This is a genomic window from Serratia grimesii NBRC 13537 (assembly GCF_001590905.1).
Classification (GTDB): Bacteria; Pseudomonadota; Gammaproteobacteria; order Enterobacterales; family Enterobacteriaceae; genus Serratia; species Serratia grimesii.
This window is the reverse complement of the sequence record NZ_BCTT01000011.1, coordinates 1-23,226: the sequence shown is the minus strand read 5'-3', so window position 1 is coordinate 23,226 and position 23,226 is coordinate 1. Positions and strand designations below refer to the sequence as shown.

The window sequence follows — 23,226 nt, the reverse complement described above, 5'->3', positions numbered from 1 at the left end:
TTTTACAGCGTGCTCGGCGTATCCTCCCATTCACGCTCATCATCCTTTTCATCCTGATCCAGCACGTTATACGCCACGGCACAGAACAGTGAGTTCAGGCGTTTCATATCCCCCAGCAGCCCAAGATGCAGTGAACTGGTTTCGATGCTCTGTACGTTTTGTTGGTGCAGACGGTCAACATGCGCATGCGCATAGCGACGGTCCAAAATACGGAAACGATGTTTTGAACGGCGCAATCGCTTGGCGCTGGTAACATCACCCGACAGGAACACCGACAGGCCGAGCCGTAGATTGGCGATCAGCCGCTCATGCAATGCGTCCAATTCCGCCAGCCCTTCCGTCGAGAACGCACGTCGCGCCGCGTGTGATTTCGCCCCCACATCACCGGCCATGCGTTCGATAATGTCGCCCGCTTGCTCCAGATTAAGCGCCATCTCGATGATTTCAGCCCAGCGGCGGGAATCTTCTTCGCCCAAATCCTCCTTCTGGATCTGCGCCAAATACAGCTTGATGGCGGTATACAGTACATCGACATCGTCGTCGAGCCGCCGCACCTCTTTATCCTGCCCTTGCTTACCGTGCAGCACTTCGCGCTGCAGAATCATCATGTGTTCCACCACGTCTCCCATGCGCAAGGTTTCTCGCGCCGCATTGGCCAATGCCAACGTCGGCGTATCCAGCGCGCTGGCGTCGAGGTGTCGCGGTCGCAATCGGGGATCATCGGCGGCCACGTCCGCGATCAACGTTTCGCATAAACGCGCCATCGGTTCCGCTAACGGGATCAACACCAGGCAACGGATCAGGTTATAAAAAACGTGAAAATAGATAACCAGCTCTTCGTTCTCTCCTGGCAGCCGGGTCATGATGTCTGCCAGATAAGAGACAAAGGGTAACACCAGCACGCAACCGATCAGCTTAAATAACAGACTGCCAAGCGCTACCCGACGCCCGGCCGCATTCTGACCACTGGTATTGATCACCGCCAGTAGGCCGCTACCAAGATTGGCACCGATCACCAGACACAGAGCTACCTTCAGCGAGATCACGCCTGATGCCGTCAGCGTCGCTGTCAGCAATACCGCCGCCAGGCTGGAATAGCTGATAATAGCGAACAACGCACCGGTCAGGGCATCCAGCATCACATCACCGGTCAGTGATGAAAACAACACCTTCACGCCTGCCGCCTGGGTGATTGGCGTGGCTGCAGCGACGATCAGTTCCAACGCTAGTACAATCAGCCCGAGACCAATGCATACCCGGCCCATTTGGCCTACCCGCGTTTGTTTGCGGCTGAGGAACAAAAATACGCCGACCAGGATCAGCAGTGGTGATAACCAGGAAAGATCGAAAGTCAGTATTCGCGCCATCAGCGCAGTACCGACGTCGGCGCCGAGCATAATCACCAGTGCAGGCGTTAGCCCCACCAGCCCTTGCGCGACAAAAGACGTGACCAGCAGCGCGGTGGCGTTACTGCTTTGCACTAACGCGGTTACGCCAATACCGGCAACAAACGCCAGCGGTTTTTTCTCCACGCTGTCGCTCAATACCCGACGCAGATTAGCGCCGTAGACCCGCATGATCCCGGTGCGCACGATGTGGGTGCCCCACACCAACAGCGCCACAGAGGAAAGCAGGTGAAGAAGGGTCAACACGGAAAATACGCTCCATTAACGCCAGCAGGAGTAAATAAAAGCTATACCCGCTTAATCTTTGGCTGCAAGACGATGGCCAGCGGAGAAGTCCTCAGGAGCTTATTCAAGAAAGTACCTGAGGGTGAGACCGCGCAGTCAACACACCTACAGCGTGAAAAGCGACGGGGATAGCAGGCTATCCTGCCTGCCGGGCGTGAATAAAGCAGGAAAGCGGCAACGGATTGCAGACTGCCGCTTAGGGGAAGAGAAATCCCGCTTATCAGCGTGAAAATGTCATGCAACTTCCCGTAATGTAACAGTTTCTAAGTGTAGTCCAATTTCGCTACCGTCAGCATGCAAATCAGCCACTGAACGGTTAAGCACATCCACCAGCAGTTCAACACCACGTACCTGCACGCGATAACGTACTACGTTGCCCAGCAGGCTGTGGTTGAGGATAACCGCAGCAATTCCCTGCCCTGCTGGGAGTATGCCAATGGATTCGGGACGAACAGCTACCTTACCGTGGTATGGGCTGCCGGTCAAAACCGACGCCTGTTCGGCACTCAGCAGATTGTAGTTGCCAATAAACCCGGCGGCAAAGACGTCGGCCGGCTGGGTATACAGGGTTTCTGCATCACCACTTTGCACGATTTGCCCTTTGTTCATCAGCACAATGCGATCCGACAGCGTTAGCGCCTCTTCCTGATCGTGGGTGACGAAGATCGCCGTCAGGTTCAGTTCGCGCTGGATCCGACGGATCTGTTCACGCAGATGTTTACGGATCCTGGCATCCAGTGCCGAGAGTGGCTCGTCAAGCAGCAGCAAACGCGGCCGCGTCACCAACGAGCGCGCCAGCGCCACCCGTTGGCACTGGCCGCCGGAAAGCTGATGCGGATAACGCTTGGCTAACTCGGTCAGCTCCACCAGCGCCAGGACCTCCTGCACCCGCTGTTGGATTTGCGCACCACCCAGCTTTTGCATTTTCAAGCCAAACGCCACGTTGCCCTCAACAGTCATGTTCGGAAACAACGCATAACTCTGGAACACCATGCCAATACCGCGCTTTTGCGGCGGCATTGGAACCAGATCCTGACCTTGCAACAATATCTGTCCGTTGTCGACCGACGTCAGCCCAGCTAGGCAACGCAGTAGCGTGGATTTCCCGCAACCACTCGGGCCGAGCAGCGTGACAAACTCCCCTTCCTCAGCGGTGAAGTCGATGTCCTGAAACACTTGGGTTTGGCCGTAGTGTTTGTTGAGTCGGGTGACGTTGAGATAAGCCATGCGGTTAACCCTTAGTTTTATTCAGCAAATTCGCCAACCAGGTGACGATCAGCACCACGGCGAAATAAGAAATGACCAGTGCGCTGGTGAAATGGCCGCTGCCATTACGCATGTTATAGAGGTAGACCTGCAGCGTTTCATATTGACTGCCCACTAACAGGTTGGCGAAAACAAACTCGCCAATCAGGAAGGAGAATGACAGCAGGACGGCAATCATGCCGCCTTTGCGCAGATTCGGCAGCACCACCAGCAGTGCGGCTTGCCAGGTACTGGCACCCAACAGATGGGCAGCGTCCATCAGATCGCGCAGGTTAATCGCCTGCATGTTGTTGCTGATGGCACGGTAAATAAACGGCAGTGCAATGGCGAAGTAACAACCGATCAGGATCCACGGCGTTCCGAGCAGCGGCAGTGGATCGGTGGCAAACAATTGCATCAACCCGACGGCGGACACCACCGGTGGGACAGCGAACGGCAACAAAATTAGCACGTTCATCACGGCATCTAATTTTGGGAAGTAGTAAGCAATGACAAACATCATCGGCAAAATCACCACCACTGCCAGCACCAGGGTGCCGAAACAGATCAGTAACGAGTGCCACAACGCCAACAGGAAGCGCGTATCGCTCCACAACGCGACCAACCATTTCAGGGTAAAGCCATCCGGCAGGATGGTTGCGCCCCATTGGGTGGCCAGTGCATAAATCAGCGTCGCCGCCAGCGGCAACAGCAGAATCAGCAACAGTAAGCAGCTCACCACACGGTGATAACCGGTTTCAAAACGGGACATGTCGGCCCTCCACAACGTTATGAGCGTGCATTGAGGTAGCTCCGACGCAGTAGCCATTGATGAATCAAGGTGATGAACGCCATCATCGCCACCAGCAGCATCGCCAGCGCGCTAGCCAGATTAGGATCGAGGGAAATATCCCCCGCCACCAATGCCGAAATACGGATCGGTATGACGTTAAAATTACCGGTGGTCAGTGCGTATACCGTGGCATAGGCGCCCAGGGCGTTGGCCAGCAGAATGACGAAAGTGCCCATCAATGCCGGTGCCAGTACCGGCAGGCCAATATGCCGCCAATAGTGCCACGGGCTGGCACCCAGCAACGACGCTGATTCGCGCCAATCTTCACGCAATGCGTCAAATGCCGGGTACAACAACAGGACACCCAATGGAATCTGGAAATAGGTGTACAGCACGATAAGCCCGGTTTTGGAATAAAGGTTAAACCCCTCCATCAAACCGTATTTACGGAGCAACAGCGTGAGGCAACCATTTAGCCCCAGCAAGATGACAAAGGCGAACGCCAACGGCACACCTGCGAAGTTGCTGGTCATATTGGTAAACGACATCACAAAATCATGGAACCGTGTCTGGCCCAGTTGACGCAATGAGTAACTGCCCACCAGGGCGATCAACAAGCCGTAAACGCTCGACCAGAGGGAAATTTCCAACGAGAACTGAAACGCCTGCAAGTAGAATGGCGAAGTCAGCACATCAACATAGTTGCCCAGCCCCCAGCCACTGCTCTGGCTGAAAAAACTGCTGACCGCAATCCATACCAGCGGTGCGATTTGGAACGCGCCGAACAACAGGATGAACGGCAGCAGGCACAGCGCGGCAATCCACTTAGCTTTCATTTTATGCGCCCTTATACCAACAACGCACGACAGCGCGGCTTGTCGTGTGCCACTTGCAGCACCTCACACAACGTTCCGCACAGGTCGGTCTGCTGCGGGTTGGCATCGTTCTGGCTGAATGCACTGCCAAAGACAAACAGCGGCACCTGACGTTCTTCAGGCAAGACACCACCGTGGCTGCGGTCGTCATTCATGCCGTGATCGGCGGTGACCATAACCTGATACCCCTCAGCCAACCAGTCTGCCAAATAACGCGACAACACACCGTCAGCATGACGTGCCGAATTGCGGTATTGCGGCGAAGACAGACCAAAGCGATGGCCAGCGTCGTCGATGTTCATCGGGTGGATCAGTAAAAAGTCGGGTTGATGACGGCGGCGTAAGCTTTCGGCGTCGTCAAATAAATGAGAGTCCGGGTAGCGGTCGTCATAATAAAAATGGCCGTGCTGGATCGGTAACTCAGCATTATCGGTATGGCGATCGCGGGCAGCGTCGAACGGGGTACGGTTATATAACTCACTGAACCAATGGTAGGCGGCCGCAGCGGTCGTCAGGCCAGCAGCACGCGCGTAATGGAACACGCTTTGCTGATGCGACAAACGCGACACCTGGTTATGCACTACACCGCTTTCCACTGGCGGGACGCCGGTGAGGATGCATTCATACAGAGGTCGGGAGAGCGAGGGTAACTCGCTCTCCACTTGATACAACCGTCCGCGTCCTGCCGCACATTCAGCCTGCAGATAGCCCATAGCGTCATGCGCCACCTGATAGTTCAGACCGTCTAACAGCACGAGGATCGTTTTCATGATGGTTTAACTCACTGCTGCATAAACATAATGACATTTTCCTGCCACTGACGCGGCAGCGTTTTGGCGCTTTGTTCCCAGGCAGCCGGATCGGCGATTGGGTGGGCATTTTTATACTGTTCTGCTGGTAGCAGTTTGGCTTTAACATCGTCCGGCAGTGTCAGATGTTCCGCACGGATCGGACGAGCATAGCCGCGTGCCAGGTTGATTTGACCAGCGTCAGAGAAAATGTATTCACGTGCCAGCTTGGCAGCGTTCGGGTGCTTGGCGTACTTGTTGATGATGGTGGTATAGCCAGAAGTGATGGAGCCGTCAGACGGGATCAACACTTCAAAACGGGTCTTGTCGATCTGATCGCGGTAGTTAAGGCCGTTAAAGTCCCATACCACGCCAACCTGCACTTCGCCTTTTTCCAGCGAGGCGATCACCGGGTTAGTCAGGCTCAAACGCCCTGCCTTAGCCAGCTTGCCGAAGAATTCCAGGCCCGGCTTCAGGTTCTTCTCATTGCCGCCCATGGCGTAAGTAGCTGCCAATACGCCGCTTGCCGCCTGTGAGGCAGTGCCGACATCACCGATAGTGACCTGATAAGTTCCCTTCAGCAGATCAGCCCAGCTATGCGGGATCTCTTTTACTTGTTGTTTATTGATAATAAAAGCGATAGTGCCTGTGTAAGCCAGCGCCCAGTGGCCATCTTTGTCCTTCGCCCAGTCCGGTACCTGAGCCCAGGTAGACGGTTTGTACGGCTGCGTCACGCCTTTCTGGACCGCAATCGGACCGAATGCTGCGCCCACATCACCAATATCCGCAGTGGCGTTACCCTTCTCTGCATCGAACTTAGCGATTTCCTGTGCCGAACTCATGTCGGTATCGACATGCTTCAGGCCATATTTGCTCAACAAGTCTTGCCAGGTGCCTTTCCAGTTTGCCCAGCTGTCCGGCATGCCGACACTGTTAACTTCACCTTCTTTCTTAGCTGCCTGCTCCAGCGCCGCCAGATCGGTATCCGCGGCCCAGCTCATCTGGCTGGTCAGTACAATGGCACTGCTTAACACAGAAGCGCACAAACGTTTCATAACTGATGCTCCGGGTGGTAGTGTGTAGAGGCGCTGGACTAGTCCAGCAAGAACCAAGCCAATCTAACGGACGAATGTGATAATTATATGTCAGTCTAAAAAAGCAGCATTTTTATTGCGTTCGGACGTCACCGAAGCTTCCTCTGGTCTACCTTAACTGGGGCGATAAGCACTGAAATGGGGCAACTGTTGCATGAGTGAAGGAACAACAACCGTGGCGACCATTTGCCAGACTCTGGCTAGCCGTATCGCCGAAGGGGAGTTCAACGCCGACGGCAAACTGCCTTCCGAGAGAGCCCTGAGCGAACAGTTTTCTACCACCCGCATTACACTGCAGGAAGCGCTAGGCCAGTTGGAGGCGCAGGGAGTGATTTACCGTCAGGTCAGACGTGGCTGGTTTATCTCGCCGCCTCGCCTGGTGTATAACCCGTTACAACGCAGCCATTTTCATGCCATGGCGCAGCAACAGGGGCGTGATGCCCATACTGAGGTCATCGACGCTGCTACCGTGCCGTTGTGTGCAGCCTTGAGTCAAAAGCTCACTTTGCCGCCCGGCACCGAGGTCTATCGCATTCGGCGGCTACGCTATATCGACGGCCGCGCAGTGCTGTACTGCGAGCATTACCTCAATCCCGCCTACTTTGCCGGTATTTTGGACGAAGACTTAACCCAATCACTTACAGGGCTGTATGCCGAGCACTATGGGATTCGTTATGGGCGAGTTCGTTTCGATATGCTGCCGACACTGCTGCCGCAAGAAGCCGCAAACATGCTGAAAGTGACCTACGGTAGCCCGGCGCTATTTATTACCCGGGTTAACCGCGATCAGCACGATCGGGTGATTGATTGTGATTTGGAGTACTGGCGTTACGACGCGCTGCACATCGACGTGGAAGTAGTGGCGAATGACGAGGGATAAAAAAGGGGCCAACGTGTTGGCCCCTGCGAGAGAAATTAGCCGGTAGGGGCACCGCATGCGACGCCCTCACTGATTTAGTCGGCGTCATAGCCAAGGTTAGGCGCCAACCAGCGTTCAACCTCACTGACGCTCATGCCTTTACGTGCTGCATAATCCTCCACCTGATCGCGTTGAATCTGCGCCACCGCAAAATACTTGCTCTGCGGATGGCTAAAGTACCAGCCGGACACTGCAGCCCCTGGCCACATCGCGAAGGATTCGGTCAACACCATACCGGTATGGCGGTTAACGTCCAGCAAACGCCAGATTTCCGCTTTCTCGGTGTGTTCCGGACAGGCAGGATAGCCCGGCGCCGGGCGGATGCCCTGATAATTTTCGCGGATCAGTTCTTCGTTGCTCAGGTTCTCTTCGGTAGCAAAACCCCAGTGCAGCTTACGCACCTGTTCGTGCAAGTATTCAGCGAACGCCTCCGCCAAACGATCCGACAATGCTTTCACCATGATTTTATTGTAATCATCGTGCTGTGCATCATAGGCCGCCGCCAGCTCATCTTCTTCCAGACCGCCGGTCACCGCGAAGGCACCGAAGTAGTCGGCCTTGCCGCTGCTTTTCGGCGCGACAAAGTCCGCCAGACAGTAGTTCGGGAAGTCGGTTTTTTCCGTCTGCTGGCGCAGGTGTCGGCTGACCACCAACACCTCGTCACGGTTTTCGTCACGATACACTTCCACGTCGTCGCCGACGCGGTTGGCCGGGAACAGACCGTACACACCGCGCGGGTTGAGGCTACCGTTAGCAGCCAACATGTCCAGCATCTGATTGGCGTCGGCGAACAACCGCTTAGCTTCTTCACCCACCACTTCATCTTCCAGAATGCGCGGATATTTGCCTGCCAGCGACCAGGTCATGAAGAATGGCGTCCAGTCGATGTAATGACGCAGCGTTTCAATACTGGCTTCAACCGGATAAACCCCCAACTGTTTCGGCACCGGTGGCTGGTAATTTTCCCAGTCCAGCGGCATGGCGTTATCACGTGCTTTCTGTAGATCAACTGGCGGCGTGCGCGGCTTTTTGCGCGCATGCTGAATGCGCACGGTTTCATATTCTTTACGGGTACGCGCCACAAAATCGTCGCGCTGGGTATCGGAAAGCAGGGCCGACACCACGCCAACGGTACGGGATGCGTTCTGTACGTAGGTGGTCGAGCCACTGTAGTTCTGCTCGATCTTGACGGCAGTATGCGCTTTGGAGGTCGTAGCACCACCGATCAACAACGGCAGAGTAAAGCCCTGACGCTCCATCTCTTTCGCCACGTTGACCATCTCATCCAGCGACGGGGTAATCAGCCCCGACAGGCCGATGATATCCACGTTCTGCTCACGCGCAGTCTTCAGGATTTTCTCCGTCGGCACCATCACGCCCAGATCGACAATTTCATAGTTGTTGCATTGCAGCACCACGCCAACGATGTTTTTGCCGATGTCGTGCACGTCGCCCTTAACCGTCGCCAGCAGGATTTTTCCTGCCGTAGAGCCTTTCTGCTTGCTGGCCTCAATGTACGGCTCAAGATAGGCCACCGCCTGTTTCATCACTCGGGCGGATTTCACCACCTGCGGCAGGAACATCTTGCCTTCGCCGAACAGATCGCCGACTACGTTCATACCCGCCATTAACGGCCCTTCGATCACTTCGATCGGACGATCTGCTCTCTGCCGGGCCTCTTCGGTATCCAGCTCGATAAACTCGGTGATGCCTTTCACCAACGAGTATTCCAACCGTTTCTCGACCGGCCAACCGCGCCATTCCGCCTGCTGTACCGCTACTTCATTGTCTTTACTGCCGCGGTATTTTTCCGCCAAGTCCAACAACCGCTCGGTACCGTCGTCGCGTCGGTTGAGGATCACGTCCTCTACCGCATCACGCAGCTCTGCCGTCAGATCATCGTAGATCGCCAATTGCCCGGCGTTAACGATCCCCATATCCATGCCATTGCGGATCGCGTGATACAGGAACACCGCGTGGATCGCCTCACGTACAGGATCGTTGCCACGGAATGAAAATGACACGTTGGACACACCGCCGGAAATCATCGCGTGCGGCAGATGAGTTTTAATATCGGCGCAGGCTTCGATAAAGTCGACGGCGTAGTTGTTATGCTCTTCAATACCGGTGGCAACGGCAAAAATATTCGGGTCGAAAATGATGTCTTCTGGCGGGAAACCGACGCGCTCGGTTAGAATTTTATAGGCGCGGCGGCAAATCTCGAATTTGCGTTCACGTGTATCAGCCTGGCCCACTTCGTCAAATGCCATCACCACTACCGCGGCACCATAACGGCGCACCAGCTTCGCGTGGTGAATAAAGGCCTCTTCGCCCTCTTTCATCGAGATCGAGTTAACGATGCCTTTGCCCTGAATGCACTTCAGGCCTTTTTCGATCACCGACCATTTAGAGGAGTCGATCATGATCGGCACGCGGGCGATATCTGGCTCGCCAGCGATCAGGTTGAGAAAACGCACCATCGCCGCTTCAGCGTCGAGCATCCCCTCATCCATGTTGATGTCAATAATCTGGGCGCCGCTTTCCACCTGTTGACGGGCAACCGCGAGCGCTTCACTGTACTTTTCTTCTTTGATCAATCGCTTGAAGCGCGCTGAACCGGTGACGTTGGTACGCTCACCTACGTTGACGAACAGTGTTTTGGCGTCGATATTCAACGGTTCGAGACCCGCCAAGCGGCATGCTACCGGGATCTCCGGCAGCTGGCGCGGTGGCACATCCGCCACGGCCTTGACCATAGCGGCAATATGCTCCGGCGTGGTGCCGCAGCAGCCGCCGATAATATTCAGGAAACCGGCGTGCGCCCACTCCCCGACCTGCTTCGCCATTTCTTGCGCATCCAGATCGTATTCACCGAATGCATTAGGTAAACCGGCGTTAGGGTGTGCTGTGACGTAACTCTCCGAAATACGTGACAGTTCGGCAACGTATTGCCGCAGTTCATCCGGACCCAGCGCGCAGTTCAGACCAAAACTCAACGGCTTGACGTGGCGCATCGAGTTATAAAAAGCTTCGGTAGTCTGGCCGGATAAGGTTCGGCCAGAGGCGTCGGTGATGGTGCCGGAAATCATGATCGGCAGTGCGACACCGAGGGCTTCGAATTCAGTTTCTACCGCAAAGGCGGCGGCTTTGGCATTTAGGGTATCGAAGATGGTTTCGATCATGATGAGGTCGACACCGCCTTCCACCAGCGCACGTGTCGATTCACGGTAGGCATCTACCAGCTCATCGAAAGAAACATTACGGAACGCCGGATCATTGACGTTCGGTGAAATAGAGGCGGTGCGGTTAGTCGGCCCCAGCACGCCAGCCACGTAGCGTGGTTTTTCTGGGGTGCGAGCCGTCCATTCATCAGCGCAGGCACGTGCCAGGCAAGCGGCCTGATAGTTAATCTCGGCAGACAACGACTCCATGTGGTAGTCGGCCATGGCGATCGAGGTAGAGTTGAAGGTATTGGTTTCGAGGATGTCGGCCCCTGCTTCCAGGTAGCCGTAGTGAATGGCGGTGATCACTTCAGGCTTGGTCAACACCAGCAGGTCGTTATTACCTTTCAGATCGCTCTGCCAATCAGCAAAACGTTCGCCGCGAAAGTCGCTTTCTTCCAAACGGTAGCTCTGGATCATGGTGCCCATACCGCCGTCCAACACTAAAATGCGCTGCGCTAACTGCCGGCGCAGTTGCTCTACTCGATTTGTCACTGTAACCCCTTCAATTGCCATCCAGCCCATCGCCCAACTGCTGCAAAAACCAACGAGCCATCCTAGCACAGGTTGTGCGGATAAAGCCGTGAGCGGTAATTGAGAGTTTTTCAGGTTGCCAGGCAACAGATCCGATGAGCTGATTGACGGCTTGCAATTCATACGCAAAAAACGAAAATGAATTCCATCATACGGAAAAAGGAATGTGGATTATGGTCACCCCTGCTCCCGCCAAGCGTGGCAAAAAGCCCCGTGCTGCATCCCCGACCGCCACTGCGGCTACCGGCCAGGTGCAGTCGTTAACCCGTGGCCTGAAATTATTGGAATATATTGCCGAAGCTCAGGGCAACGTCGCGTTGACCGATCTGGCCCAACAAGCCGGGTTGCCGAACTCCACAACACATCGGTTACTCACGACCATGCAGCAACAAGGATTTGTTCGGCAGGTCGGTGATTTGGGCCTATGGACCCTCGGTTCTCATGCCTTTGTCGTCGGCAGCAGCTTCTTGCAGAGCCGCAATCTCCTGGCCATGGTACACCCAACACTGCGCCGCCTGATGGAAGAGTCCGGCGAAACCGTCAACCTGGCTGTGCTCGATACCAGCGAGTACCAGGCAATTATTATCGATCAGGTCCAATGCACCGCGCTGATGCGTATGTCCGCGCCGATCGGCGGCAAACTGCCTATGCACGCCTCCGGTGCCGGTAAAGCCTTTCTTTCTACTCTACCGGATGAGCAGGTCACCCAACTGCTGCATAAGAAGGGTATGCAAACCTATACTCAGCACACCCTGACACCACACAACCTGAAGGAAGGATTGGCGCAAATCCGCAAACAAGGCTTTTCCTTTGACGATGAAGAGCATGCACTTGGCCTGCGTTGTGTAGCGGCCTGTATCTTCGATGAACACCACGAAGCCTTTGCCGCTATCTCTATTTCCGGTCCGGTGTCACGCATCACCGACAACCGTGTGATCGAACTGGGTGCATTAGTGATCCACGCAGCAAAAGAAATCAGCCTGGAGTACGGCGGCGTGCGTTAAGCATAAATCCCGGCGCTTGGGCGCAGCTTCTGCGCCCATTATTTTCTCGCTGTTGTCAGCATGTAAAACGCTGTCCCAATCCTGTTTCTCCCGCCCCGTAAAAACTTGAAGTCGATCACAGTTAACGATCCTGCCTGTTAAAGCCGATTGCAACTGGCGAAACTTCCTTCGACAATGTTACCGATAACATGTTACCGGTAACAATGAATGCACGGTAACGCCACGTGTCGTTTTGGAGCTAAGCCATGACCAATAATCAAAACCGTATTTACGTCATCATGGGCGTTTCCGGCAGCGGTAAGTCCGCCGTGGCCGCCGCCGCTGCCCGCCAACTGTCTGCCGGGTTCCTCGACGGTGATTTTCTGCATCCGCGCAGCAATATCCTAAAAATGGCCGCGGGCGAGCCACTGAACGATGACGACCGTGCTCCTTGGCTGGCCGCACTCAACGACGCCGCTTTCGCCATGCAACGTACTAATAATGTTTCGGTTATCGTCTGTTCAGCGCTGAAAAAACACTACCGCGATCGCCTTCGCGCCGGTAATGGCAATTTGTCGTTCATCTACTTGCACGGCGACTTCCCGGTCATCGAGGCCCGTCTGGCAGCGCGTAATGGCCACTTCTTTAAACCACAGATGCTGGTGACACAGTTTGCCGCGCTGGAACAACCGGGCGCTGATGAGAGCGACGTGATGTCCGTCGACATCAACCAACCATTGGAAGGCGTTATCGCCGATACCGTGAAGCACATTCAGAGCTTCCTGCCACAGGACGTCTGCGCGTGAATACTGTAACGCTGGTCGGTACTGCAGTCGGCTCGGTTCTATTACTGCTGTTTTTGGTGATGAAGGCGCGTATGCACGCCTTCGTCGCGTTAATGTTGGTTTCTATTGCCGCGGGTATTTTCTCCGGCATGCCGCTGGACCGCATCGCCGATACCATGCAAAAAGGTATGGGCGACACCCTGGGCTTCCTGGCTATTGTCGTCGCGTTGGGTGCAATGTTCGGCAAAATACTGCATGAAGTTGGTGCGTTGGATCAAATTGCGGCGCATTTGCTGAAACGTTTCGGCCAAAGCAAGGCACACTACGCGCTCGGCATTGCCGGTTTGATCTGTGCTCTTCCGCTGTTCTTTGACGTGGCCGTGGTGCTACTGATCGGCATCGTGTTTGCCGTAGCACGCCGCACCGACGGCAACATCGTTAAGCTCGCCATCCCACTGTTTGCCGGTGTCGCCGCCGCCGCTTCATTCTTGCTGCCGGGTCCGGTACCGATGCTGTTGGCTTCGCAAATGAAGGCCGACTTTGGCTGGATGATTGCCATCGGTCTGGTCGCAGCTGTCCTCGGCATGCTGATTGCAGGCCCGTTATACGGCAGCTTTATCAGCCGCTATGTTAACTGGTCAATGCCAGCGGATGAAAACGAACCGACATTGAACACCGCCAACCTGCCGTCATTTGGCCTGAGTCTGGCGCTGGTACTCTGCCCCCTGGTGCTGGTCGGCATGAAGACCATTGGTGCCCGTCTGGTCACACCTGGCTCACAGTTACAACAGTGGCTGGAGTTTATTGGTCACCCGTTTATCGCCATTTTAGTCGCCTGTTTGATCGTGATTTATGGCCTGGCAAAACCACGCGGCATGACCAACGAGCAAACGCTGGCCATCTGCTCAGCGGCAGTCCAGCCTGCCGGGATCATCCTGCTGATGACCGGTGCCGGGGGCGTATTCAAACAGATTTTGGTGGATTCCGGCGTCGGCCCGGCATTGGGTGACGCCATGATCGGTACCGGTCTGCCGATTGCCGTCGCGGCCTTTGTGCTGTCCGCCATGGTACGCGTGATCCAGGGATCTGCCACCGTGGCCTGTCTGACTACCGTCGGCCTGGTGCTACCGGTAACCAGCCAACTGGGCCTCGGCGGCGGGCAACTGGCTGCACTGGCTATTTGTATTGCTGGCGGGTCTATCGTCCTCAGCCACGTCAACGATGCCGGTTTCTGGCTGTTCGGCAAATTTACCGGTGCCAATGAGCTGCAAACGCTGAAAACCTGGACGGTGATGGAAACCATTCTGGGTAGCGTGGGCGGGATTATCGGCATGATTGCTTTCACCCTGTTTTAAAACACCATAACGACATAACAGCGCCCCCGGCCTTGCACATCAGGGCTGCAATTCACCACCGGGGGCACCGCCACAGGCGGCGTCTATAACAATAGCATGTGAGGAAGGTATGATTAATCCAACCCTATCCCGTGTCACACAACGCATCATCGACCGTTCCAAATCGAGCCGCGCCGCCTACCTGGCACGCATTGATGCGGCTCGCTCTCAAACCGTACACCGTGCACAACTGGCCTGCGGCAATCTGGCGCACGGCTTCGCCGCCTGCCAGCCGGATGACAAAACTGCGCTGAAAAATATGGTTCGCAGCGATATCGCCATCATTACCGCTTATAACGACATGTTGTCGGCCCACCAGCCCTATGAAAACTATCCGCAGCAGTTGAAGAAGGCGTTACACGCGGTGGGCGCTGTCGGACAGGTCGCCGGTGGCGTACCGGCGATGTGCGACGGCGTGACCCAGGGGCAAGACGGTATGGAACTGTCGCTGATGAGCCGCGACGTGATCGCCATGTCTTCCGCCATCGGCCTGTCACACAATATGTTCGACGGCGCCTTGTTCCTTGGCATTTGCGATAAAATCGTGCCGGGACTGGTGATGTCCGCCCTGTCCTTCGGCCATTTGCCGTCGCTGTTTGTTCCCGCCGGCCCAATGAGCAGCGGCTTGCCAAACAAAGAGAAAGTGCGCGTACGGCAGCTGTACGCCGAAGGCAAAGCCGATCGATTGGCCTTGCTGGAAGCCGAAGCCGCTTCTTATCACGGCATCGGCACTTGTACCTTCTACGGTACCGCCAACACCAACCAGATGGTCATGGAAGTGATGGGCCTGCACCTGCCGGGCGCCTCTTTCGTCCACCCGGACACACCACTGCGCGATGCATTGACCGACGCGGCCGCACGTCAGGTCACTCGCCTGACCGAAACCGCCGGCAACTACCTGCCGATCGGCCGACTGGTGGATGAGAAGGTGGTGGTGAACGGTATCGTTGCGTTGTTGGCTACCGGTGGCTCCACCAATCTGACCATGCACATGGTGGCAATGGCTCGCGCCGCCGGCATCATTATCAACTGGGATGATTTCTCCGAGCTGTCGGACGCGGTGCCATTGTTATGTCGTATCTACCCGAACGGCCCGGCGGACATCAACCAATTCCAGGCCTCGGGCGGCGTAGCCCTGGTGGTACGCGAACTGTTGAAACACGGCCTGCTGCACGAAGACGTACATACCGTGGCCGGTTTTGGCCTGACACGCTACACCCAGGAACCCTGGCTGGATAACGGCCAACTGGCCTGGCGTGAGGGCACGGAAACGTCGCTCGACGCCAAGGTTATCGCCAGCGTGGCCGAGCCTTTCGAGCACCACGGCGGGACCAAGGTGCTGGCCGGTAATCTCGGCCGGGCGGTGATGAAAACCTCGGCAGTCCCCGCTGAAAACCAGATTATCGAAGCGCCTGCAGTGGTATTTGAAAGCCAGCATGACATCGTACCGGCGTTTGAAGCCGGTAAGCTGGATCGCGATTGTGTGGTAGTGGTGCGCTTCCAGGGCCCTCAGGCCAATGGCATGCCAGAACTGCACAAACTGATGCCGCCACTGGGCGTCTTGATGGACCGCGGATTTAAAGTCGCGCTGGTGACCGATGGCCGCCTGTCCGGCGCATCCGGCAAAGTGCCATCCGCCATCCATGTCACCCCGGAAGCCTACACCGGCGGCATGCTCGCCAAGGTACAAAACGGTGACGTAATCCGCGTCAATGGCCGCACCGGTGAGTTGGCATTGTTGGTCGATGCCGACATTTTGGCTGAGCGTGCGCCTTATCAACCTGATCTGAGTGCGGAACATATCGGCTGTGGCCGTGAACTGTTCAGCGCCTTACGCAGCCAGCTTTCCGGTGCCGAACAAGGCGCCTGCTGCATTAAATTCTAACCCGTCGCATGGCTGTGCAGCCCAACGGCGGCGGCCAAACTGGAGAAAACCGTTAATGAATAATTGGAAAACAAGCGCAGAGCAGATCCTGATGGCTGGACCGGTCGTGCCGGTGATCGTCATCAACAAGCTGGAACATGCAGTACCCTTGGCGAAAGCTCTGGTAGCCGGTGGCGTACGGGTTTTGGAAGTGACACTGCGCACCGCCTGCGCGATGGACGCGATCCGTGCCATTGCCAAAGAAGTGCCGGACGCGATTATCGGTGCAGGTACCGTCATTAATCCGCAGCAGTTGCAAGACGTGACCGACGCTGGCGCACAGTTCGCTATCAGCCCGGGACTGACCGCCGATTTGCTGAAGGCAGCTACTGCCGGTTCAATTCCGTTAATTCCCGGCATCTGCACCGTATCAGAACTGATGTTGGGTATGGACTATGGCCTGCGTGAGTTTAAATTCTTCCCTGCGGAAGCCAACGGTGGCGTAAAAGCTCTACAAGCGATCAGCGGCCCATTCCCGCAAGTGCGCTTCTGCCCAACTGGCGGGATTTCACCGAGCAACTACCGTGACTATTTGGCACTGAAAAGCGTGTTGTGCATTGGCGGCTCCTGGTTGGTGCCGGCAGATGCCTTAGAAAATAGCGACTACGCACGTATCACCGAATTGGCGCGTACCGCCGTTGCTGGTGCGAAAGCCTAACCGTACCGGGCGCGGTACTCCGCGCCCTTACGCCGTTGCCGATGTCGCAGGCAGCGCCGCACCGCTACGTTGGCTAAAACGCCGTTTTTTGCGGTAAGCGAAGACATCCTCCACATGACCATCGCGGATACGTTGCTGCAACCCGCGCCAATAGTCGGCCTCAAACAGATCGCTGTGCATCTCTTCAAACACCTGCCGTATACGCCGGTCACCGCACAGGAAATGCCTGAACTCTTCCGGAAACACATCATTCGGTGACACGCTGTACCATGGCTCGTTAGCCAGTTCGTCTTCCGGGTAACGCGGCGGCGGTATATCGCGGAAGTTCACCTCGGTCATGTAGCAAATCTCATCATAATCGTAGAACACCACTCGCCCGTGTCGGGTCACGCCGAAGTTCTTGAACAGCATATCGCCGGGGAAAATATTGGCAGCGGCTAATTGCTTGATCGCATTACCGTATTCCTCAATCGCGTCGCGCATCTGTTGTTCATTAGCCTGCTCAAGATATAAATTCAGCGGCGTCATGCGCCGTTCCATGTACAGATGTTTGATCACGATGCGATCGCCCAGATCCTCCAATTTGTCCGGGACCTCTCGTTGTAATTCGGCCAAGAGATCGGGACTGAGACGCGCCTTGTCGACAACAAAATTTTCGTACTCCTGGGTATCCGCCATGCGCCCTACGCGATCGTGCTCTTTTACCAACTGGTAGCAGGCCATGACCTGTGCCTGCGTGACCTCTTTTTGCGGCGCAAACTCATCCTTGATCACCTTAAATACCCGATCAAACGACGGCAGGGTAAATACCAGCATCACCATACCTTTGACCCCCGGGGCAATAATAAACTGCTCCTGAGAACCCGCCATAAATGTCAGATATTCACGGTAACATTCTGTTTTTCCGTGTTTCTGGCAGCCGATTGCCATATACAACTCGGCGGTCGTCTTGCCCGGTAGGATCTCACGCAACCATTCCACCATGGCGGCGGGCAAAGGTGCATAAACCATAAAATAAGACCGGGCAAAACCAAACACGATGCTGGCTTCAGCCTTGCTGGTCAGGCAGGTATCGATAAACAACGCGCCGGAATCACTGTGATGGATCGGCAGCAGAAAAGGATAGACTGTTTCCGCCACGCGCAATTTCCCGACCAGCCAAGCTGCCTTGTTACGGTAAAACAGCTCATTGGCAATCTGGAACGTTGCGCCAGCCAATTGCTGCGCACTGAAGCTCTGCTGCAACGCCAACGTAATGTAATCAATGTCGCGCGATAAGTTTTCCCACGGCAGGCGCAAAGGCAAATCGGTCAGCAGGTTATATAACATCTCTGACACGTCGCCATTGGCGGTGAAATCACGCGATAACGGGCGTGGGATATCGCGAAAGCGCCCTTCGGGCTGAGAACTGAATACAAACAGCTTTTCCGGCGTCAGATCACGGTGCCTGAATAGCCGACAGTAGACTGAATTGAAGAAGCTTTCGGCGATCTCAAAACGTGGGTATTCCGGCAACAGATCGGTATATACCGCCTTCACCCGACTCGGGAAATCTGCATCAAAGTACTTTTGCCCGGTGATGCACTTCAACTGCTCCACCACCAGACCCACATGATGGTCATATAGGTGGATACGCTTTTTCATCGCCAGTTGCACTGCCGACCAATCAGCCCGTTCAAAACGTTGCTGTGCACCGGCGGTCACTTCCAGGAAGCGGCCATATTGTGCATCAAAGCCCTGTAGAATCGTCTGTGCGATCAACAATTCCAGTTTTGCCACCATCCTTACCTCCCGCCAGGAAACAGAGCCTGCATAAGCAGGCTCTGGGGTACCTATTATCAGCGTGATTGCGTCAGAACTGCTGTTCTTCCGTCGAGCCGGTCAATGCCGTCACTGAGGAAGCGCCGCCCTGAATAATGGTGGTTACCTTGTCGAAGTAACCGGTGCCCACTTCCTGTTGGTGTGAGGCAAAGGTATAACCACGAGCCACGGCATCGAACTCCGGCTGCTGGACTTTCTCGACGTAGTGCTTCATGCCTTCGCCCTGTGCATAAGCGTGAGCCAGGTCAAACATGTTGAACCACATGCTGTGAATGCCTGCCAGCGTGATGAATTGATACTTGTAGCCCATCGCCGACAGCTCTTGCTGGAAGCGAGCAATCGTCTGATCGTCCAGATTCTTTTTCCAGTTGAACGACGGTGAGCAGTTGTACGCCAGCAGTTTTCCTGGGAACTTGGCATGAATTGCATCGGCAAAACGCTTGGCTGCCTGCAAATCCGGGGTCGAGGTTTCGCACCACACCAGATCAGCGTACGGGCAGTACGCCAGACCACGACTGATCGCCTGTTCAATACCTGCATGGGTACGGAAGAAGCCTTCGGCAGTACGCTCGCCGGACACAAACTCGCTGTCGTAAGGATCGCAGTCAGAGGTCAGCAAATCTGCGGCATCCGCATCAGTACGCGCGATGACCAGCGTCGGCACACCGAGCACGTCTGCAGCCAAACGGGCAGCAACCAGTTTTTGGATCGCCTCCTGGGTTGGCACCAGCACTTTACCGCCCATATGACCGCACTTCTTCACCGCAGCCAGCTGATCTTCAAAATGCACCCCGGCAGCACCGGCTTCGATCATCGCTTTCATCAATTCAAAAGCATTTAGCACGCCACCAAACCCGGCTTCGGCATCGGCGACAATCGGCAGGAAATAGTCGGTATAACCCTTGCTGCCCGGCTCAATTTTATTGGCCCATTGGATCTGATCCGCCCGGCGGAAAGTATTGTTGATACGTTCAACCACTGCCGGCACGGAATCAACCGGATACAGCGATTGGTCCGGATACATCGCAGACGCAGTATTAGCATCCGCCGCCACCTGCCAGCCAGACAGGTAGATTGCCTCAATACCCGCCTTGGCCTGTTGCAACGCCTGGCCGCCGGTCAGCGCACCCAGGCTGTTGACATAACCCTTGCGTGCTTTACCGTGAAGCAGCTCCCACAGCTTAGCGGCACCGTTTTGCGCCAGTGTACAAGCCGGGTTTACCGAACCACGTAGATTAATGACATCTTCTGCACTGTACGGGCGGGTGATACCCTCCCAGCGGGCCGATTTCCATTCCTGTTCCAGTTGTTGAATCTGTTGAGCACGAGAGGTAGACATAATTTTTATCCTTTTCAATAATGTAGGGTTAATGGTCAGGAACGGATTTAGGCCAGGAGCTCATAGCCAGGTAAAGTCAGGAAATCGATTAGCTCGTCTTGTGTCGTAATACGCTCCATCAGGTGCGCAGCTTCTTCAAATCGGCCTGCGTTAAAACGCGCCTCACCGACTTCTTCACGTATCACAAGCATTTCTTCTTTCAGCATCTGACGGAACAGCGCCTTGGTCACCAGTTGACCATCACTTAAACTCTTTTCGTGATGGATCCATTGCCAGATCGACGTACGGGAGATTTCCGCCGTTGCCGCATCTTCCATCAGACCGTAAATCGGCACACAACCGTTGCCAGAGATCCAGGCCTCGATGTATTGCACCGCCACGCGGATGTTGGCACGCATACCAGCCTCAGTTCGCTCCCCGTCGCAGGGTTCCAGCAACTCCGCAGCACTGATAGGCGCATCATTTTCACGCAGCACCTCCAGTTGGTTGCGGCGCTCGCCGAGTACCCGGCTGAACACGTCCATCACGGTGTCAGCCAACCCCGGATGGGCCACCCAAGTACCGTCATGCCCGTTAGTAGCTTCCAGTTCTTTATCTGCTCGTACCTTATTCAGCACCCAGGCATTTTTCTCAGCGTCTTTGCTAGGGATAAACGCCGCCATACCGCCCATGGCAAAGGCACCACGCTTGTGGCAAGTCTTGATCAGCAATCGGGAATAGGCGCTGAGGAAAGATTTATCCATGGTGACCGACTGACGATCCGGCAATACCCGGTCACCATGATTTTTCAACGTTTTGATATAGCTGAAGATGTAATCCCAGCGGCCGCAGTTCAGCCCAACAATATGGTCACGCAGGTGATACAGGATCTCGTCCATTTGGAACACCGCCGGCAGTGTTTCGATCAGCACCGTCGCCTTAATGGTTCCACGCGGTAGTTCAAAACGATCTTCAGTGAAGCTGAAGACCTCACTCCACCAAGCGGCTTCCTGCCAGGACTGGGTTTTTGGCAGATAGAAATAAGGTCCGCTGCCTTTGGCCAGCAATTGGCGGTAGTTGTGGAAGAAATACAGAGCAAAGTCGAACAGACCGCCGGGGATAGCTTCGCCCTGCCACAGCACGTGTTTTTCCGGCAAGTGCAAACCGCGCACCCGGGCAATCAATACTGCTGGGTTAGGCTTCAACTGATAAATTTTGCCAGCGTCGTTGGTATAAGAGATGGTACCGTTCACCGCGTCATGAAGATTAATCTGGCCGTCGATAACTTTGTCCCAGCTCGGTGCCAACGAATCTTCAAAATCCGCCATAAACACCTTCACATTGGCATTCAGGGCATTGATCACCATCTTGCGTTCAACAGGGCCGGTAATTTCTACCCGGCGATCACGCAGATCATCGGGGATACCTCGGACCCTCCAATCGCCATTACGAATGGAATCAGTTTCCGAAATGAAATCAGGAAGATCACCATGATCGATCTTCTGCTGCCAGCAGGCGCGCGCAGCCAATAGTTTGTTACGCTGTGGAGTAAATTTACTCACCAGTTCCGCCAGGAATTCGACCGCGTCATCCGTCAACACCTGTCGCTCAGCAGCAGTGAAACCCTGCGTAAACGTTAACTCCGTGCCTACTATCTGTTGCGTCATTGTCTTGCTCCTTCCCATCGTTGCGCGCTACCGTTGTTGTTAAGCCAGCGCATCTTCGTCAGAAATCAGTGTGGATCGGTGCATATAAAACGATCCTTAACTGGTCAGATCTCTTCTCTCTGGATCTAAGAATACTCAACTAAAAATAAAAATCAAAAACGATTTCCATTTTATTATTAAATATTTTATTAACCTTTTATTATCAATTGGTTAATGAAAATAACAATAACCCCAGGTAAGGAAACCGGTTCCATTAGCGTTAATAAATAGAATTAAGTGATTGTTATAGAATGATTTTCACTGAAATAGGGAGGGTACAAAGGAAGATGCTTCGGGTAGGCATGACGTCGGCGGCCTCGATTCAGCCGCCGCTTTAGGAAGAAGTGTTACTCGAGGGTCGGGTTCATATGACGCAGATCGTACGGGGTGATCTGGTAAACATAGTAGTTGAGCCAGTTAGTGAACAACAGATGACCATGGCTACGCCAAGAGGCTTTTGGTGTGAGTTCAGGATTATCATCGGGGAAGTAATTCAGTGGCACTACAGGATTAAGACCGGCATCGTTATCACGACAATACTCACCAGCCAGCGTTAAAGCATCATATTCTGGATGACCGGTTACAAATGCCAGCCGTTTATCTTTGCTGGCAAATAGGTAAGCCCCCGTTTGCTCCGACTCTGCCAAGATATCCAGATCCGTGTACTGCCGGATAATTTCCGTAGGGAAGTCCGCATAGCGTGAATGAGGAGCCAGGAAGGTATCATCAAAGCCACGGGTTAGCAGTGCATGCTGCTGTAGTGTTTGATGCTGATAAACACCGGAGAGTTTCACCTCTCGCGTCATCTTCGGGATACCATACAGAATGTTCAATGCAGCCTGGACCGCCCAACACACGAACAACGTGGATGTCACGTGGTTCTTAGCCCAATCGATGACCCGTTCAATCTGGGGCCAATAAGCCACATCACAAAAATCAACCAGTCCTAACGGGGCGCCCGTTACAATCAGACCATCAAAGTTCTCATCCTGAATGTCTTCAAAATCACAGTAAAAATTGTTCAGATGCTCCGCAGGCGTGTTCTTCGATTCACGACTGTCGACACGCAACAGCTGAATGTCAATTTGCAGCGAAGAGTTGGAAAGCAGGCGTAAAAACTGATTTTCCGTCTCGATCTTCTTTGGCATCAGGTTAAGGATCAGCACTTTCAACGGCCTGATTTCCTGGTTTTTTGCCCGTGAGGATGTCATCACAAAGACATTCTCATTGCGCAAGAAACTAACCGCAGGTAACTCATCAGGAACACGAATCGGCATTGCTTAATCCTCACACATCCGTTTAAACGTTTAGACTTCTAGATGCCCGAAGATAGCGCTTTTTTAGCACAATGTCGAGTATTCAACGGGAAGGTGAAAATGTTTCATTGCTTAGAAACAGGCGGAAAATCGTACGTTGTTGGTCGATACAAAGCAAAAAGGCCATCCTTTCGGATGGCCTCTTGGCTTAATTGATGCTT

The 23,226-nt window shown here is 54.6% G+C and carries 17 protein-coding genes; 6 read left to right on the top strand and 11 right to left on the bottom strand.

The genetic code is table 11. The features are described 5' to 3' along the window. Positions 1–2 precede the first annotated feature (2 nt). From SGR01S_RS14080 to SGR01S_RS14055, 6 genes are all read right to left on the bottom strand, one after another. Entirely contained in the window at positions 3–1,652 is a 1,650-nt protein-coding gene (locus tag SGR01S_RS14080; protein ID WP_037416071.1) for a Na/Pi cotransporter family protein, read from the bottom strand. A 273-nt stretch (positions 1,653–1,925) separates the two neighbouring features. Beyond that, positions 1,926–2,918 carry an ABC transporter ATP-binding protein gene (locus tag SGR01S_RS14075; RefSeq protein WP_037416067.1) on the bottom strand — a complete coding sequence of 331 codons (993 nt, stop codon included), beginning with the start codon at positions 2,916–2,918 and terminating at the stop codon, positions 1,926–1,928. A 4-nt stretch (positions 2,919–2,922) separates the two neighbouring features. Continuing rightward, positions 2,923–3,708, bottom strand: coding sequence for an ABC transporter permease (locus tag SGR01S_RS14070; protein WP_037416064.1), 786 nt, complete (start codon positions 3,706–3,708; stop codon positions 2,923–2,925). 17 nt (positions 3,709–3,725) lie between these two features. Continuing rightward, positions 3,726–4,565 (bottom strand): ABC transporter permease, encoded by an 840-nt coding sequence (locus tag SGR01S_RS14065; RefSeq protein WP_037416061.1) that lies wholly within the window; start codon positions 4,563–4,565, stop codon positions 3,726–3,728. Between the two features lie 11 nt (positions 4,566–4,576). Continuing rightward, positions 4,577–5,374 carry an alkaline phosphatase family protein gene (locus SGR01S_RS14060; RefSeq protein WP_037416057.1) on the bottom strand — a complete coding sequence of 266 codons (798 nt, stop codon included), beginning with the start codon at positions 5,372–5,374 and terminating at the stop codon, positions 4,577–4,579. Between the two features lie 11 nt (positions 5,375–5,385). Continuing rightward, the gene (locus SGR01S_RS14055) at positions 5,386–6,447 is read right to left on the bottom strand and encodes an ABC transporter substrate-binding protein (protein WP_061807772.1); all 1,062 of its coding nucleotides are present in this window, start codon (positions 6,445–6,447) and stop codon (positions 5,386–5,388) included. Between the two features lie 193 nt (positions 6,448–6,640). On the opposite strand from SGR01S_RS14055, the gene SGR01S_RS14050 reads away from it, so the two are divergent. Further along, positions 6,641–7,366 (top strand): UTRA domain-containing protein, encoded by a 726-nt coding sequence (locus tag SGR01S_RS14050; RefSeq protein ID WP_061807771.1) that lies wholly within the window; start codon positions 6,641–6,643, stop codon positions 7,364–7,366. A 74-nt stretch (positions 7,367–7,440) separates the two neighbouring features. On the opposite strand, the gene metH is transcribed toward SGR01S_RS14050, so the two are convergent. Continuing rightward, complete coding sequence (gene metH / locus SGR01S_RS14045) at positions 7,441–11,151, bottom strand: methionine synthase (protein WP_115185231.1); 3,711 nt, start codon at positions 11,149–11,151, stop codon at positions 7,441–7,443. A 182-nt stretch (positions 11,152–11,333) separates the two neighbouring features. Between metH and iclR the strand changes: the two genes are divergently transcribed. The 5 genes from iclR (at position 11,334) to SGR01S_RS14020 (ending at position 16,904) form a co-directional block, all read left to right on the top strand. Beyond that, positions 11,334–12,164 (top strand): glyoxylate bypass operon transcriptional repressor IclR, encoded by an 831-nt coding sequence (gene iclR / locus SGR01S_RS14040; RefSeq protein WP_061807951.1) that lies wholly within the window; start codon positions 11,334–11,336, stop codon positions 12,162–12,164. Positions 12,165–12,409: 245 nt separating this feature from the next. Further along, positions 12,410–12,949, top strand: coding sequence for a gluconokinase (gene gntK / locus SGR01S_RS14035; protein ID WP_037426661.1), 540 nt, complete (start codon positions 12,410–12,412; stop codon positions 12,947–12,949). Then, on the top strand, positions 12,946–14,283 hold the full coding sequence (gntU, locus tag SGR01S_RS14030; protein ID WP_061807770.1) for a gluconate transporter: 1,338 nt from the start codon (positions 12,946–12,948) through the stop codon (positions 14,281–14,283). Before gntK ends, gntU begins: the two co-directional genes overlap by 4 nt. A 109-nt stretch (positions 14,284–14,392) precedes the next feature. Further along, complete coding sequence (edd, locus tag SGR01S_RS14025) at positions 14,393–16,207, top strand: phosphogluconate dehydratase (protein ID WP_061807769.1); 1,815 nt, start codon at positions 14,393–14,395, stop codon at positions 16,205–16,207. Positions 16,208–16,262: 55 nt separating this feature from the next. Continuing rightward, positions 16,263–16,904 carry a bifunctional 4-hydroxy-2-oxoglutarate aldolase/2-dehydro-3-deoxy-phosphogluconate aldolase gene (locus SGR01S_RS14020; protein WP_037426655.1) on the top strand — a complete coding sequence of 214 codons (642 nt, stop codon included), beginning with the start codon at positions 16,263–16,265 and terminating at the stop codon, positions 16,902–16,904. 27 nt (positions 16,905–16,931) lie between these two features. Here SGR01S_RS14020 and aceK read toward each other — a convergent pair whose 3' ends face one another. From aceK to metA, 4 genes are all read right to left on the bottom strand, one after another. Continuing rightward, a complete protein-coding gene (gene aceK / locus SGR01S_RS14015; protein ID WP_061807768.1) occupies positions 16,932–18,686 on the bottom strand; it encodes a bifunctional isocitrate dehydrogenase kinase/phosphatase in 1,755 nt (584 codons plus the stop codon). 70 nt (positions 18,687–18,756) lie between these two features. Next, positions 18,757–20,064 (bottom strand): isocitrate lyase, encoded by a 1,308-nt coding sequence (gene aceA / locus SGR01S_RS14010; RefSeq protein ID WP_037426651.1) that lies wholly within the window; start codon positions 20,062–20,064, stop codon positions 18,757–18,759. 47 nt (positions 20,065–20,111) lie between these two features. Continuing rightward, on the bottom strand, positions 20,112–21,710 hold the full coding sequence (gene aceB, locus SGR01S_RS14005) for a malate synthase A (RefSeq protein ID WP_061807767.1): 1,599 nt from the start codon (positions 21,708–21,710) through the stop codon (positions 20,112–20,114). 386 nt (positions 21,711–22,096) lie between these two features. Next, entirely contained in the window at positions 22,097–23,026 is a 930-nt protein-coding gene (metA, locus tag SGR01S_RS14000; RefSeq protein WP_037426647.1) for a homoserine O-acetyltransferase MetA, read from the bottom strand. Positions 23,027–23,226 lie beyond the last annotated feature (200 nt).